General features: G+C 63.7%; 15 protein-coding genes. 14 read left to right on the top strand and 1 reads right to left on the bottom strand.

Annotated features, from left to right (window positions below; translation table 11 throughout):
- The first annotated feature begins 4 nt into the window (after positions 1 to 4).
- From puhB to ACP150_RS07870, 11 genes are all read left to right on the top strand, one after another.
- Complete coding sequence (gene puhB / locus ACP150_RS07920) at positions 5 to 673, top strand: photosynthetic complex putative assembly protein PuhB (RefSeq protein ID WP_424966043.1); 669 nt, start codon at positions 5 to 7, stop codon at positions 671 to 673.
- A gap of 12 nt (positions 674 to 685) precedes the next feature.
- Positions 686 to 1,165 carry a photosynthetic complex assembly protein PuhC gene (gene puhC / locus ACP150_RS07915; protein ID WP_424966042.1) on the top strand — a complete coding sequence of 160 codons (480 nt, stop codon included), beginning with the start codon at positions 686 to 688 and terminating at the stop codon, positions 1,163 to 1,165.
- 2 nt (positions 1,166 to 1,167) lie between these two features.
- Entirely contained in the window at positions 1,168 to 1,464 is a 297-nt protein-coding gene (locus tag ACP150_RS07910) for a hypothetical protein (protein WP_424966041.1), read from the top strand.
- On the top strand, positions 1,461 to 2,582 hold the full coding sequence (gene acsF / locus ACP150_RS07905; protein ID WP_424966040.1) for a magnesium-protoporphyrin IX monomethyl ester (oxidative) cyclase: 1,122 nt from the start codon (positions 1,461 to 1,463) through the stop codon (positions 2,580 to 2,582). Before ACP150_RS07910 ends, acsF begins: the two co-directional genes overlap by 4 nt.
- Positions 2,582 to 3,367 (top strand): putative photosynthetic complex assembly protein PuhE, encoded by a 786-nt coding sequence (gene puhE / locus ACP150_RS07900; protein WP_424966039.1) that lies wholly within the window; start codon positions 2,582 to 2,584, stop codon positions 3,365 to 3,367. Before acsF ends, puhE begins: the two co-directional genes overlap by 1 nt.
- A gap of 207 nt (positions 3,368 to 3,574) precedes the next feature.
- On the top strand, positions 3,575 to 4,789 hold the full coding sequence (gene hemA, locus ACP150_RS07895; RefSeq protein ID WP_424966038.1) for a 5-aminolevulinate synthase: 1,215 nt from the start codon (positions 3,575 to 3,577) through the stop codon (positions 4,787 to 4,789).
- A 92-nt stretch (positions 4,790 to 4,881) separates the two neighbouring features.
- Complete coding sequence (locus ACP150_RS07890) at positions 4,882 to 5,322, top strand: c-type cytochrome (protein ID WP_424966037.1); 441 nt, start codon at positions 4,882 to 4,884, stop codon at positions 5,320 to 5,322.
- Between the two features lie 83 nt (positions 5,323 to 5,405).
- Positions 5,406 to 5,813: a c-type cytochrome gene (locus ACP150_RS07885; protein ID WP_424966036.1), complete on the top strand. Its 408-nt coding sequence runs from the start codon at positions 5,406 to 5,408 to the stop codon at positions 5,811 to 5,813.
- 74 nt (positions 5,814 to 5,887) lie between these two features.
- Positions 5,888 to 7,711 carry an ABC transporter ATP-binding protein gene (locus tag ACP150_RS07880; protein ID WP_424966035.1) on the top strand — a complete coding sequence of 608 codons (1,824 nt, stop codon included), beginning with the start codon at positions 5,888 to 5,890 and terminating at the stop codon, positions 7,709 to 7,711.
- A gap of 89 nt (positions 7,712 to 7,800) precedes the next feature.
- A complete protein-coding gene (locus tag ACP150_RS07875) occupies positions 7,801 to 9,033 on the top strand; it encodes a glycerophosphodiester phosphodiesterase family protein (protein WP_424966034.1) in 1,233 nt (410 codons plus the stop codon).
- A 154-nt stretch (positions 9,034 to 9,187) separates the two neighbouring features.
- A complete protein-coding gene (locus ACP150_RS07870) occupies positions 9,188 to 9,778 on the top strand; it encodes a VPLPA-CTERM sorting domain-containing protein (RefSeq protein ID WP_424966033.1) in 591 nt (196 codons plus the stop codon).
- A gap of 127 nt (positions 9,779 to 9,905) precedes the next feature.
- Here ACP150_RS07870 and ubiG read toward each other — a convergent pair whose 3' ends face one another.
- Entirely contained in the window at positions 9,906 to 10,655 is a 750-nt protein-coding gene (gene ubiG / locus ACP150_RS07865) for a bifunctional 2-polyprenyl-6-hydroxyphenol methylase/3-demethylubiquinol 3-O-methyltransferase UbiG (RefSeq protein WP_424966032.1), read from the bottom strand.
- A 64-nt stretch (positions 10,656 to 10,719) separates the two neighbouring features.
- On the opposite strand from ubiG, the gene pip reads away from it, so the two are divergent.
- From pip to acs, 3 genes are all read left to right on the top strand, one after another.
- Positions 10,720 to 11,706: a prolyl aminopeptidase gene (pip, locus tag ACP150_RS07860; protein ID WP_424966031.1), complete on the top strand. Its 987-nt coding sequence runs from the start codon at positions 10,720 to 10,722 to the stop codon at positions 11,704 to 11,706.
- Positions 11,707 to 11,755: 49 nt separating this feature from the next.
- Entirely contained in the window at positions 11,756 to 13,144 is a 1,389-nt protein-coding gene (locus ACP150_RS07855; protein WP_424966030.1) for an ABC transporter substrate-binding protein, read from the top strand.
- Between the two features lie 398 nt (positions 13,145 to 13,542).
- Complete coding sequence (gene acs / locus ACP150_RS07850) at positions 13,543 to 15,516, top strand: acetate--CoA ligase (RefSeq protein WP_424966029.1); 1,974 nt, start codon at positions 13,543 to 13,545, stop codon at positions 15,514 to 15,516.

Raw genomic sequence — 15,516 nt, 5'->3', positions numbered from 1 at the left:
CGCGATGACAGACCATCACGACGATTTCCATGTCGAGCCTGTTGAAGGGCTCCCTGAGCTCCCCCCGGAGGGGGAGACGATCCTCTGGCAGGGCAAGCCGAACTGGTGGGCCCTCGCCAAGGAAAGCCTCGCGCTGAAATGGGTGATGGGGTACTTCGTGTTCCTCGGCGCCTGGCGCTCGGTCGCGCTGATGGCGCAATACGATACGCTGACGAGCATCAAGGGGTCCGTTCCGTTTCTGATCCTTGGCCTGATCGTCTGTGCGATCCTGACCGCGATCGCATGGGCCCAGGCGGTGACCACCGTCTACACCGTCACCAACCGCCGGATCGCGATGCGGATCGGCGCGGCCCTGACGATCACCTACAACTTTCCCTATCGCTGGATCGGGTCGGCCGACCTCGACCTGCGCAAATCCGGCACTGGGACCATCGCCCTGAAACTCACGGGCGAGACGCGGATGAGCTATATCAACTGCTGGCCCCATATTCGCCCCTGGCATATCCGCAATCCGGAACCGGCCCTGCGCTGCATTCCGGAGGCGGCCCGTGTCGCGGGCCTGATCGCCGAGGCAGCGGAATCCGCTGTCTTCTCCAAGACCTCCTCTGAAACCGGCTCGACAACCGCTGATGCGCAGACCGCATCGGGCGCGGTTGCGATGCCCGCAGAATAAGGACCCTTCGCGATGAACGACCCCGCAACCCATGAGCTTGCGAGGCGCGACCGGGAGATGATCCCGACGCTGCTCTTGCGTGCCATGCTCTTTCTGGTGCTCGCGTGCCTGGCGATCGTCGCCTATGCGCGCGTGACGGACAGGCCTCTTGAGGCCCAGTTCCCGGATCAACCGATCCTTGAAGAGCGTGAAATCCAGATCTTCGGCGAGATGAGCGGCGCAGCCCGCGTGCTCGACGGCGAAGGTCGCCTGATTGCCGATCTCAGCCCGCAGGAGGGTGGTTTCATCGCCGGCATGACCCGTGCGCTCGCCCGCGAGCGGATGAAGGTCGGCGTCTCCGAGACCGCGCCCGTGCGCATCGTCCGCTACGAGGACGGTCACCTGGCGCTGATCGACGAGGCCACCGGCTGGGAAGCCCAGCTGATCGGCTTTGGCAAGGATAACACCGCCGCGTTCGAGCGGCTGCTCTACACCCCGATCCAGGAGGGTTGATCATGGGATTGTTCACCAAGACACGCGAAACGGCACCCTGCACGGTGTCCATCAGCCACCGCTTCGAAGAGCTGTCGGCGCATGTGAAGTTCAACAATGGCGCCGTGGTCTATCCCGGCGACGCGGTGCTGGTTCAGGGCCCTGAGATCATGGCGCCCTATGGCGAGATCGTCTCTGAGGACCGGACAGCCGTCATCACCCGCGCCAGCGGTCTGGAGCGTCTGTGGACGCGGATGACCGGCGATCTCGAGTTTATCGAACTTTGCGAATTTTCATTCTCTGAGGAGGTCACGCTATGAACGTCCAGACCCCGGAGCGCCTGAACGGCCACCACTCCCCCGTCTCCAATCACGGTGTCGTCGACGACCAGATGACGTCCGAAAAGGCCACCGATGTGGCCATGCAGGACACGCTGCTGACACCGCGCTTTTACACCACGGATTTCGACGAGATGGATGCGATCTCGGTTGAGAGCATTCGCGACGAGTGGGATCCGCTCATCGCCGAAATGGTGGCCGACCCGAACAAGGGCCATTTCAAGAAGAACGCCGACTGGGACACGGTGGACTGGGACGGGATGGAGCCGGAGCTGCGCAAGGAGTTCATCGACTTCCTGATCTCCTCCTGCACCGCCGAGTTCTCGGGCTGCGTGCTCTACAAGGAGATGAAGCGCCGTGGGTCCAACAAGGACATCACCCAGCTCTTCCAACTGATGGCCCGGGATGAGGCACGCCATGCGGGCTTCATCAATGACGCGCTGCGCGAGGCGGGCATCGCGGTCAATCTCGGCTTCCTGACCCAGCAGAAGAAATACACCTATTTCCGTCCGAAGTTCATCTACTACGCGACCTACCTGTCCGAGAAGATCGGCTATGCGCGCTACATCACGATCTTCCGCCACCTGCAGGAGAACCCGGACAAGCGCTTCCACCCGATCTTCAAGTGGTTCGAAGAGTGGTGCAATGACGAGTTCCGCCATGGCGAGGCCTTTGCCCTGCTCATGAAGAGCGATCCGAAACTGACCCGGGGCCGCAATGTCTTGTGGATCAAGTTCTTCCTGACGGCGGTCTATTCCACCATGTATGTGCGCGACCATCAGCGGCCCGCCTTCCATGAGGCACTGGGCGTGGACACCGATTGGTACGGGCAGGAGGTGTTCAAGAAGACCTCCGAGATTTCCAAGCAGATTTATCCGATCACGCTGGATATCGATCACCCGCGCTGGATGCCCAACCTCAAGCGCATGGAGAAAGCCTCCCGCGATATGGCGGCGGCGAATGCCAAGGGCGGCCTTGGGGGGCTGCTCGGCAAGGCGTCGGCGGGCGCGCGGGCCGCGTTGGCCTTCGTGTCTCTCTACACCATCCCGGCGATCAAGCATGACGTGCCGAGCGAAACCCGCCTCGAGCCCGCCTACTGATGTTCGCATCGCCCTGGATCGTCGCGCTCTGCGCCATGTTTGTCTGGTGGTTCGCCACCGGGGCGATCCTGTGCATCGTGAAGAACGCTGACCGCAGGGGGCCTCACGCCCATCTGCGGTCGGTCATCCTGACGGCCCCGGCCTTCTTTGTCGGGATCTACGGGTTTTCCAGCACCCTCACGCAGCCCAGCGTGGCCGGGGTCTGGATCGCCTTTGGCTCGGCCCTCCTCCTGTGGGGCTGGATCGAGCATGCCTTTCTGGCCGGGGTGATCACCGGCCCGAACAGCTATGTCTGCCCCAAGGGCTGCCCGGAATGGGAGCGGTTCTTCCGCGCCTGGGGCACCATCGCTTATCACGAGATGCTGCTACTGACGGTGGTCATCGTGATGGGGATCACCGCTTGGGGGGCCGAGAACAAGTTCGGCTTCTGGACTTTCGCGGTGCTCTTCGTGGCCCGGATCAGCGCCAAGCTGAACCTGTTTCTGGGGGTCAAGAAGATCAATACGGAGTTCCTGCCAGAGCCGCTGGCGCATCTGCCCAGTCATTTCCGGATTCGTCCGATCAACTGGCTCTTTCCCTATTCGGTGACAGCGCTGACTTTCGCCATGACCTGCTGGATCGAGCGGCTCTACGCGGCCGATACTGCTGCCGCCGCGGTCGGGTTTACCCTGCTGGCGGTATTCACGGCGCTGGCGCTTCTGGAACATTGGCTGATGGTCGTGCCTTTGCCGGACGAGAAGCTCTGGCGCTGGCTCATGCCCGCCGCCAAGGAAAAGCAGGGCTGATCCGACAGCCCTGACGCCCGAGCGCGATTCGCCGCCCCGGTCCGGTCCACCCCTTCTGACATCCTGCCTAACACGCGCCTGACGGGGCGCGGCCAGAGTGGTCGCGATTTTTTCCGTGAAACCGGTACCTTTGGGTGTGTAAGTTTTAATTGACACTAAAAGTGTCCAACTTGTAAGATTTTCGGGTAAGACGGAGTGAGGACGCCCATGGAATTTGACCGCTTGTTTGCCGAGCAGCTCGATCAGCTGAAGGACGAAGGCAACTACCGGATTTTCGCCGAGCTAGAGCGTGAATGCGGTCAACACCCCAAAGCCCAGTGCCATGGCCAAGATGGCAAGCGGCAGATCACCGTCTGGTGCTCGAACGACTATCTCGGCATGGGCCAGCACCCCAAGGTGGTGGGCCGCATGCAAGAGGTGATCGGCCAGTGCGGCGCGGGCGCGGGCGGCACCCGGAACATTTCGGGGACCAACCACCATCACCGGCTTCTGGAAGACGAGCTCGCGGATCTGCACGGCAAGGAATCCGCGCTGTTGTTCACCTCCGGCTATGTCTCGAACTGGGCGGCCCTGAGCACGCTGGGCGCACGTCTCAAGGATTGCGTGATCCTGTCGGATGAGCTCAACCATGCTTCGATGATCGAAGGGATGCGCCATTCGCGCGCCAAGGTGGTCATCTGGAAACATAACGACGTGGCGGATCTGGACGCCAAGCTCGCGGCCCTGCCGGCGAACTGTCCCAAGATCGTGGCCTTCGAAAGCGTCTACTCGATGGATGGCGATATCGCGCCCATCGCCGAGATCTGCGACGTGGCCGACAAGCACGGCGCGATGACCTATCTCGACGAGGTGCACGCGGTGGGCATGTATGGCCCGCGTGGCGCCGGGATCGCCGAGCGCGATGGCGTGATGGACCGTGTCACCCTGATCGAAGGGACACTGGGCAAGGCCTTTGGCGTGGTCGGCGGCTACATCACCGGCTCCACCCTGCTGTGCGACTTCATCCGGTCCTTTGCCAGCGGCTTCATCTTTACCACCGCGCTGCCTCCGGCGGTTGCGGCGGCCGCCCAGACCTCGATCCGGCATCTCAAGGAAAGCAGCGTCGAGCGCGACATGCAGAAAGAGCGCGTGGCCCAGTTCCGCGCCATGCTCGACCGGGCGGGGATCCCGCATCTGGACAATCCGAGCCACATCATTCCGGTGATGATCAAGGATCCGGTCAAATGCCGCCAACTGTCGGATATCCTTATGGATCAGTTCGGCATTTACGTGCAGCCGATCAATTATCCCACCGTGCCGAAGGGGACCGAGCGCCTGCGCTTCACCCCGTCGCCGAACCACACCGAGGCGGATTTGCAGCACTTGGTGAGCGCTCTCGAAATTTTGTGGAAGCAATGTGCTATTGCACAGGCCGTCGCCTAGGGCCGGGCTATAGTCCATAAGTGTGGTTGAACTTTACGCCTGTTTCGGGCGTATTGCCGCCATACGGTTTAATTGCCCCTCGGGAGGGAAACATGAAAACGACTTTCGTAGCTGCCGCCACGTTGGCCCTGCTCTCCGCTCCGGCGTTTGCGGACGGACACACTGCCGCCAGCGGCGACGCCGCCGCCGGTGAGAAGGCGTTCCGCCAGTGCCAGTCCTGCCACGTTGTTCAGGATGCCGACGGCAACACCCTGGCAGGCCGCGCGGCCAAGACAGGCCCGAACCTCTACGGTGTCGCGGGTGCGACCGCCGGTCAGGTCGAAGGCTTCCGTTACTCCGACGGCCATGTGGCTGCGGGCGAAGGCGGTCTGGTCTTTGATGAAGCGACCTTTGTCGCCTATGTCCAGGACCCCACCGCGAAGATCCGCGAAGTCTCCGGCGACTCCAAGGCGCGCTCGAAGATGTCCTTCAAGGTCCGTAAGGAAGAAGACGCGATCAACCTCTACGCCTATCTCAAGTCGCTCGCCGAGTAATCGCCGCGACCTGATCCGAGACTGCACGCCCGGCCCTTGCGCCGGGCGTGTTGCATTTGGGACCCCTGCCGGTGGAGAGCCCCTTGGTCACCCTCATTCGATCCGCGCTTGTTATGATGCTGGCCATCACCGCGGCCCCGATCCGGGCCATGGAGGGTGATGCGGAGGCCGGGGAGCGGGCCTTTCGGCCCTGCCTTACCTGTCACATCGCCGAGCCCGGGGTCGACAGCCCGCGTGCGGGGCCCAACCTGCACGGCGTGCTGGGCCGCAGGGCCGCCGCACAGGAGGGTGTGGCCTATTCCGACGCGCTTCGGGCCGCCGGGGCGGCTGGCCTTGTCTGGGACGCGGAAACCCTCACCGCCTATCTGCAGGACCCGGTGGGGTTCCTGCGCGCCTATCTCGGGGATCCGACCGCGCGGGGCCGGATGCTCGTCCGCGTGCGCAGCCCGCAAGACGCGCGGGACATCCTCGCCTATCTCTCCACCCAATGAGCAGGGCACTGCCGGAGGCCGGGCGCGACCTTGCGCGGCTTGACAGTTGAGGCCCCCTTGGCGATAGCCGATCCATGGCAGAGCCCAGTCCGACACAGCACCCAGCGCCTTCCGGCGGGACCCCCAAGTCCCGCAAGCCGAAGGAAAAGATGTTCTCCCCTCAGGACAAGGCCAATATCCGTTGGTTCTGGACGGGCTATCTGCGGGAAAAGCTGCCCTGGCTGATCCTGGTCTTCTTCATGGTCATCGCGCAGGGCGCGGTCTATCAGCAGTTCCTCCGCCTCACCGAAAGCGGGCTGCGCGTGATCTTCGAGAGCGGCTCGGTCCGCGATCTGGTAATGGTCTGCCTTGCGGTCTTCGGGGTCTTCGTCTTTCGCGGTGTCATGAGCTACGTGGTGCCCCGGATGAGCACATGGATCGCCGCCGATGCGGTGGCCAAGCTGCGCCAGGACCTGATCGAACACCTGATGGAGCTCGACCTCGCCTTTTTCGAGAAAACACCCTCCGCCAACCTGATCCAGAAGCTTGTGGGCCAGGTCGAGAGTATCGGACGTTTCGTTGGCCAGACCTCGGTGAAGGCCGGACGCGATCTGGCGACGGTGGTGATTGTCTCGGCCTATCTCGCTTGGCAGCAGCCCTTGCTGTTCTTCAGTGCGGCCCTTGTCTTGCCTGTAATCATCAGTGCGATGCAGTTCGTGTCCCGCAAGGTCAAAATCGTGCAGGCCGAGACCGAGACCGCGATGCAGGAATATCTTGCCACCATCGACGAGACCATGTCCGGCATGCGCACGGTCAAGATCGCCGGGCAGGAAGGGGTCGAGCAGGAGCGCCTGCTGCGCTCGACCAAGCGCCTGCGCCGCCTGACCATCCGACGCAACATGGCCCAGGCGGTGATCCTGCCCTGCATCGATTTCGCGGCGGCCTTCGCCTATGTGCTGGTGATCGGCGGCGGTGGCTACATGGCGCTCAGCGCCAATTTCGATGTGGACGGGGCCGGGATCATCGCCTTCCTGATCGGGCTCGTGCTGATCTTTGATCCGGGACGGCGGATCGCCCAGTTCACCGTGTCGTTGCAGGCCGCACTGGTGCAGCTGGCGCGGGTGCGCGGGCTCTACGAGGAACGCCCGACGATCGTCGATGCGCCCGACGCCGTGGACAGTTTCGACACACGCGGCGATCTCGTCTTCGACAAGGTGACCTTCGGCTACGAGCCGGATCGCCCGCTCTTTCGGGATCTCTCCCTGACCTTTGGCGGGGGCGAGGTGACAGCGATTGTCGGGCCGACCGGGTCCGGCAAGACCACGGTGCTCAGCCTGTTGGGGCGGCTCTATGATCCGGCGGAGGGCAGCGTGCAGATCGGCGGTCTCCCGGTGGACCAAATCCGGATCGAATCCCTGCGCGGTGCGTTCTCGGTGGTGGCGCAGGACATCGTGATCTTCAACAGCTCGATCCTCGAGAACATCCGCTACGTCAAACCCATGGCCAGCGATGCCGAGGTGCAGGCTGCCGCCGATGCGGCCGAGCTGACCGAGATCATCGCCGAGCGCGGTGACCTGCCCGTGGGGCCCAAGGGCTCGCAGCTCTCCGGTGGGCAGAAGCAGCGGATCGCCATCGCCCGGGCCTTCCTGCGCGATGCGCCGATCATCCTGCTGGACGAGGCCACCTCGGCGCTGGACCAGAAGACCGAGGACCGGGTGAAGCGCGCCCTCGGACGTCTGGCCAAGGGCAAGACCACAATCATGGTCGCGCACCGTCTGTCCTCTGTGATCGATGCGGACCGGATCTATGTGCTGGAAAGCGGCGCGATGGTCGAGCAGGGCACCCATGAAGACCTGTTGGCCGAGGGCGGCCTCTATGCGCAACTCTTCGAAAGCCAAAAGCAGAGCTATTCGAAATAGCGCCTGTCGCGCAGACGTCACCGGGGCGTCACCCCAGCGTCACAGCCAAGCGTTCAAACCGGGGCAACGCATCCAGACCGGGGGTTCACATGCTGCGCAGCGCAACACTTCTTTTCGCCATGCTGGGGGCTGGTTCGGCCGCCGCCGAGAGGGCCGCAACCGGGCAGGGCGATGTCATCGAGCTCGGCCCGCGCCCCTTTTACCTGATCGACCAGATGGTCGAGGGTCCGCTCAAGCAAGAGCTGATGGCCTGCATGGGGCAGACGCCGCGGCGCACGCTGTTCTCCATCGGGCATCGCGGCGCGCCCCTGCAGTTCCCCGAGCACACGGTGGCGTCGAATGTGGCCGCCGCACGGATGGGGGCGGGGATCCTCGAATGCGATGTGACCTTCACCCGCGATCTCGAGCTTGTCTGCCGCCATGCGCAGAACGACCTGCACACCACCACCAACATCCTCGCGACACCGCTGGCGGAGACCTGCGTCGTCCCGTTCACCCCGGCCCGGGGGGAGGCCCCGGCGGCGGCGGAATGCCGGACGTCGGAGATCACGCTGGCCGAGTTCCGCAAGCTCACGCCCAAGATGGACGCGGCCAATCCTGCCGCCACCACGGTCGAGGAGTATCTCGACGGCACTGCGGGATGGCGGACGGATCTCTATGCGGGCGAGGATACGGGGATCATGACCCATGCGGATTCCATCGCGCTGTTCAAGAGCCTCGGTGCCAAGTTCACGCCCGAACTCAAGAGCCCGTCGGTGGACATGCCCTTCAAGGGCTTCACCCAGGAGGCCTACGCACAGAAGCTGGTGGACGCGTACAAGGCGGCCGGGATCCCGCCCTCGGATGTTTGGCTACAGAGCTTCAACCTGTCGGATATCCTCTACTGGATCGAGGCCGAGCCCGAGTTCGGCGCACAGGCGGTCTATCTGATGGATGAATACAGGCTGGATGGCTACTCGCCCATGGATCCGGCCACCTGGCCCAATACCATGGAAGAGCTCAAGGCGATGGGCATCACCTACATTGCCCCGCCGACCTGGATGCTTGTGACCTCTTCCGAGGATGATGGGATTGTCCCGTCCACCCTCGCGCTGGAGGCCAAGGCCGCCGGGCTGAAGATCATCACCTGGACCCTTGAACGTTCTGGCCCGCTGGCAGCAGGAGGCGGTTGGTACTACCAGTCCATCTCCGATCTCACCACGAGCGATGGTGTGATCTACGAGCTGATCGATGTGCTGGCGCAGGATGTGAAGGTCGAAGGGATCTTCTCCGACTGGCCCGCGACGGTGACCTATTACGCGAGCTGCATGGGGCTCGACTGACCGACGCCATCGTTTCCAGATCATCCCCTGCTTGGCGACAGGCGAGGGATTGTCTGTGCCAGGCTTGCCTATCGTGGCGGTGCGGCGCCTGATTCTTGTCAGGTTTGTGGCTGAGCCCTAGAATCGCCCGTAGAAGATTTTAGGAGGTCTCTTCATGCGTTTCGCCCCCATTGCCGCCGCCTTGCTGATACTTGTCTCCGGAGCCGCCAGCGCGGCCACGATCGAGGGTCCCAGCCAGATCACCGCCTCCACCGATGTCCCCGTTTGTGAGGCCATCTGCGCGGGGTTCGGTGCAGATATCGCCGACATCGTCGACGGGGATAGCTCCAACTTCAACGGTTTTGCCGGGCGGACGGGTGTTACGGGCACCATCACACTGGACCTGATCGGGACCTACAATCTGGAAAGCTTCACCCTCTTCAACGACCTGAACGTGCTGGCCGAAGGAGTCGAGACCTTTCAGCTGCGCTTCTTCGATGCGACGGATGCGCTGATCTCGACCTCCGCCGTGTTCAACGCGCCGGTCGGGCAGGTGGCAGGCGAGACCTATGACTTCGCTGGTGAGGTTCTCGGCGTCAGCAAGGTGGAGCTGGACGTGCTGAGCCTTTTGAACAATTCGCGGATCGAGATCCGCGAGGTTCTGTTCAACGGGGAAGAGGTCGCGCCGGTCCCACTGCCTGCGGGTCTGCCGCTTTTGGCGGCCGGGCTTCTGGCGCTGGGCCTGCTGCGTCGCAAACGCGGCTAAAGCCCCTTGGAAAACGGCCTGATCCCGTTCCGGGGTCAGGCAACCGGTTATGCGCAGCTCTCGGTCTTTACTGTGTCGCGCGCATCGGACCCCAAACTGGCCTCGCCAGGGCGCGCACCTCGCGCGGTCAATCAGCCGGGCGCAGCGCGGCGGTGACGTAGTTCACGCTCAGATCCCGTTCGGACATGGACCAGCTTTGGGCAACCGGGTTGAACACGAACCCCTTCTTGTCCACGGGCTGGAACCCGGCCTCGGATAACAGTTTGAACAGCTCGTCAGGCGTGATGAACTTGCGCCAATCATGGGTGCCCTTGGGCAGCCAGCGCAGGATGTATTCCGCCCCGACAATGGCCAGGGCAAAGCTTTTTGGGGTGCGGTTCAGGGTTGAGCAGCACATGATCCCGCCGGGTTTCAACAAGCGATTGCAGGCGGTGAGATAGCTGAGCGGGTTGGCCACATGCTCCACCACTTCCATGTTGAGCACCGCATCGAATTGCTCTCCCGCCGCGGCCAGATCCTCCGCCGTGGTGTGGCGGTAGTCGATCTCGAGCCCGGATTGCTCGGCATGCAGGCGCGCGACCGGCAGGTTGCCCGCAGCCGCATCCGCCCCGACCACCGTCGCCCCGAGCCGCGCCATCGGCTCTGACAAAAGCCCGCCGCCGCAGCCGATATCGAGAATCCGCAACCCCTTGAACGGCGCGGGCGTGCTCAGATCACAGCCATACTCCGCCGCGATCTGCCGGGTGATGTAATCCAGCCGGATCGGGTTCATTAGGTGCAGCGGGCGGAACTTGCCCATCGGGTCCCACCATTCCGCAGCCATGGCCTCGAATTTGGCGACTTCGGAGGCATCGACGGTATCTGTCACGGTTGTCATGGACTTCTCTGTTGCAACTTGCGAAGGATGGGTCGGGTGGAGACGATTAGTATATAGGGCAGCAATGACGAGAGCGGCGAGCCAAAAACGCGCGGCGGAATACCTCTACCCGCCCCTCGACCCCTATGACCAGAGAGTATTGCCGGTCTCGGGCGGGCATCGGATCTATGTGGAGCAGTGCGGCAATCCTCAGGGCGTGCCGGTGGTTGTACTCCATGGCGGGCCCGGTGGTGGCTGCAGCCCGGCGATGCGGCGCTATTTCGACCCCGACACCTATCGCATCATCCTGTTCGACCAGCGCGGCTGCGGACGTTCACGGCCCCATGCCTCGGTCGAGGCCAACACGACCTGGCATCTGGTCGATGATATCGAAGCGATCCGCGAAACACTCGAGATTCCTGGCTGGGACGTGTTCGGCGGCAGCTGGGGCGCGACCCTCGCGCTGATCTATGCCCAGACCTACCCCGAGCGGGTGACCCAACTCATCCTGCGGGGCGTCTTCCTGATGACGCAGGCGGAACTCGATTGGTTCTATGGCGGCGGGGCAGCGCAGTTCTGGCCCGATGTCTGGAAACGGTTCGTCTCGCTCGTGCCCGAAGAGGAGCGGGGCGATCTGATCTCGGCCTATAACAAGCGGCTCTTCAGCGGCAACATGATGGAAGAGACCAAGTTCGCCCGCGCCTGGTCGGCCTGGGAGAATGCCCTGGCCTCGATCCATTCCGAGGGCCTGACAGGCGAGAGCCCCGCGGAATACGCCCGCGCCTTTGCCCGGTTGGAGAACCACTATTTCCTGAACAAGGGCTTTCTGGACGAAGACGGTCAGATCCTGCGGGATCTGCCAAGGATCGCCAATGTGCCCCTGACCATCGTGCAGGGAAGGTTCGACATGATCTGCCCGCCTGTTTCGGCCTGGAAGATCGCCGATGCCCTGCCGCAGACTGATCTGCGGATGATCCCGCTGGCCGGACATGCCCTGTCCGAGGCCGGGATCAGTGCCGAGCTGGTCCGCGTGATGGACCGCCTGCGCTACGGGCGACGCCCGGCGGGCTGAAGTGATCTATCGGAATCGTTTGAAAAGGCGTTATATGTCCCGGTAACGATTGCCTGGCCTGGTAGAGATGGATCACAGCACCCGACGCAAACTCCTGCAAACCGGTCTTGCCGCTGCCCTGTTGGCGGCGGGGGGGATGCCCGTGGCTGCGGGCGCGCGGCACGGCGGGCGGTTGCGGATCGGGCTGAGCGGCGGGCCCGCGCCCGAGCTTTGGGATCCGCGGTTTGGGCCGGGCCTGTTCCAGATGGTCTCCGGCGCCGGGCTGGTCTTCGACACCCTGACAGAGATCGCGCCCGATGGCCTGTTGCGCGGCGCGCTGGCCTCCGGTTGGACCCCGTCCGAGGCGGGCCGTGTCTGGACCCTCGATCTCGACCCCGAGGCGCGGTTCCATGGGGGGCAGCCCTTCGAGGCTGCCGACGCCATCGCGTCGCTGGATCTGCACAAGACGCCCGGGGATGCGGGCCACGGTATCCGCAGTCTGATCGCCGAGATGCGCCTGCGCGGGCCGCACCGGTTCGATGTGCGGCTGCACCGGGCGAACGCGGATTTCCCCTATCTTCTGAGCGATCCCGCCCTGATCATGGGTCCCCGCAGCGGCGCGGCGGAGGTGTTCCGCACGGGCGCCGGCACCGGTCCTTACCGGGTTGCGAGCTTTGATGGCGCGGCACGGCTGCTGGTTGAACGTGTCCCCGGCCATCCGCGGACTGCGCAGGGGAATTGGTTCGATACGGTGGAGATCCTCGTTCTGCCGCGGGCCGAAGACCGGGCGCGGGCCTTTGCCGAGGGCCGCGTGGATGTGGTCGACCGCCTGCCCGCGCGGCTGTCGGAGCGGCTTGAACGGACCCATCGCGCCCAGACCATCGCGATCCCGGCGACGGATGCCCTGCGGTTTTCGCCCGGCGCGGGCTGCGCCCCGGCGCGGGTGCGCCCGGTCATGGAGGCGCTCCATGCTGGGATCGACCGCCAAGCCCTGATCGCGGGCGACCCGGGTCTGTCTCTTGCAGCGATGCCCGGTCCGCAGAGTGCGGATCCCGAGGCGACGAGGCAAGCGCTGGGCGCGCTGACACCCGAGGGGCTGACCCTCTCGATTGATGGCGATCTGGGGGAGCAGGGCGCGCGCCTTGTCGCCCGGATCGGTCAGCAGATGTCCGAGCTCGGAGTGCCAATGCGGCTTGCCACGTCAGGGGAGGTCGCGGATCTCCATGTGGCGCGGCTGACCACGCGAGCGACCCATGCCTGGACCTTGCTGTCCTTGTTCGGCGGGGCGGCGCAGCCGATATCGGCGCCCTGCGGACCCGCAGCGGCGGCGCAGGAATACGTCCCGATCCTGTCGGAGGCCAATCTGGTGGTTGCGGACTGGATCGGTCGGCCTGAACCGCAGGCGCAGCCCTGGGCCACGGGTCACACCCGCATGGGCCAACGCTGGTGGCGAGCCTGAGCGGCCGTCTCGCGAACCTGACAGATTCGCTTTTCCCCGGTCTCGGAACTGTTTCCAGCCTGAAATCGATTGATTGAAATCAACCTCGTTTCCGTCAGGCGGCATACCCAGAAATCCTTACGTGCGACTTAATCGCCCGACGCGTTAGCCCTAACTGCGGCAACGCGCCGTATTTCGATCCGAGCCTGCAAAGCCTTCGCCGCGCTTACTTTTCTTCCAAGCCCTTCGAATTGCAGCCAAATTCACAGCTGCGCAAAATAATTTACAAAAACGGGTGAAAGGCCGGAATTTATTCACAGAAAAACTGACCAAAAACAGGAGCTTGTTGTGAGCTTCAAAACCATGTTACGCCTGTGTCAGGAATTGTGGACGCAGTGTCTCAGGAGGGGATGAGCCAGATGACCGAGCAAAAACCAATCGATGGCGGTGAAATCTTGAAACCCGTACCGGCGGAGTTCGCCGCGTCGGCTCACATCGATGCCGCCAAATATGACGCGATGTATTCAGCGTCGGTTTCTGATCCTGAGGGGTTTTGGGGGGAGCATGGTCGGTCTTTGGACTGGATCAAGCCCTATACGAAGGTGAAGGACACGTCCTTTGCGCATGATGATGTGCATGTGAAATGGTTCGAGGATGGCACGCTGAACGTGGCGGCCAATTGCATCGACCGGCATCTGGCCACGCGCGGGGATCAGACCGCGATCATCTTCGAGCCCGATGATCCCGCCGAGCCGGCCCAGCACATCACCTACAAGGCCTTGCACGCTTCGGTCTGCAAGATGGCCAATGTTCTTGAAGAGATGGGCGTGCGCAAGGGCGACCGGGTCATCCTCTATCTCCCGATGATCCCCGAGGCGGCCTATGCGATGCTCGCCTGCGCGCGGATCGGCGCGATCCATTCGATCGTCTTTGCGGGCTTCTCCCCCGACGCCCTGGCCGCCCGTGTGAACGGTGCGGATGCCAAGGTTGTCATCACGGCCGATTACGCCCCCCGTGGCGGCCGTCAGACCCCGCTCAAATCCAATGCGGATGCGGCCCTGCTGCACACCAAGGACAGCGTCAAGATGCTGGTGGTCAAGCGCACCGGCGGTCAGACCACCTGGGTCGACGGGCGCGATTTCGACTATAACGAGATGGCGCTGGAGGCCTCGGACCACCACATGCCCGTCGAGGTCGAGGCCGAGCATCCGCTGTTCATCCTCTATACCTCCGGCTCCACCGGTCAGCCCAAGGGCGTGGTGCACAGCTCGGGCGGGTATCTTCTCTATGCGGCGATGACGCAGAAATACGTCTTCGACGTGCATGAGGGCGATATCTACTGGTGCACGGCCGATGTGGGCTGGGTCACCGGCCACAGCTACATCGTCTACGGCCCGCTCGCCAATGGCGGCACCACGGTGATGTTCGAGGGCGTGCCCACCTATCCGGACGCGTCCCGCTTCTGGGAGGTCTGCGACAAGCACAAGGTCACCCAGTTCTACACCGCCCCCACCGCGATCCGCGCGCTGATGGCGAAGGGGCCGGAGTTTGTCGAGAAATGCGATCTGAGCACGCTCAAGGTGCTGGGCACCGTGGGCGAGCCGATCAACCCCGAGGCCTGGAACTGGTACAATGACCATGTGGGCAAGGGCAAATGCCCGATCGTCGACACCTGGTGGCAGACCGAGACCGGTGGTCACCTGTTGACGCCGCTGCCCGGGGCCACGGCCCTGAAGCCCGGCTCGGCCACCACGCCCTTCTTCGGCGTCCAGCCCGTCGTGCTCGAGCCCACCACGGGCGAAGAGATCACCGCGACCGAATGCGAGGGCGTGCTCTGCCTCAAGGACAGCTGGCCGGGCCAGATGCGCACGGTTTACGGCGACCATGAGCGCTTCGTGAAGACCTACTTCTCGGACTACAAGGGCTACTACTTCTCGGGCGATGGCTGCCGCCGGGACGCGGATGGCTATTACTGGATCACCGGCCGGGTCGATGACGTGATCAACGTCTCGGGCCACCGGATGGGCACCGCCGAGGTCGAAAGCGCGCTGGTGGCCCATGCCAAGGTCGCCGAGGCCGCCGTGGTCGGCTACCCGCACGAGATCAAGGGCCAGGGCATCTATTGCTACGTGACCCTGATGAATGGCGAAGAGCCCTCCGAGGAGCTCCGCAAGGAGCTGCGCACCTGGGTCCGCACCGAGATCGGCCCGATCGCCGCGCCGGATCTGATCCAATGGGCCCCGGGCCTGCCGAAAACCCGCTCCGGCAAGATCATGCGCCGCATCCTGCGCAAAATCGCCGAAGACGACTTCGGCGCCCTCGGAGACACATCAACCCTCGCAGACCCCTCCGTCGTCGACGACCTCATCGAAAACAGAATGAATAAGGGGTGA

This window comes from Dinoroseobacter sp. S375, assembly GCF_049800775.1.
Taxonomy (GTDB): Bacteria; Pseudomonadota; Alphaproteobacteria; order Rhodobacterales; family Rhodobacteraceae; genus Dinoroseobacter.
The sequence above is the reverse complement of the archived record's forward strand: the minus strand, read 5'-3'. Positions and strand labels throughout refer to the sequence as shown.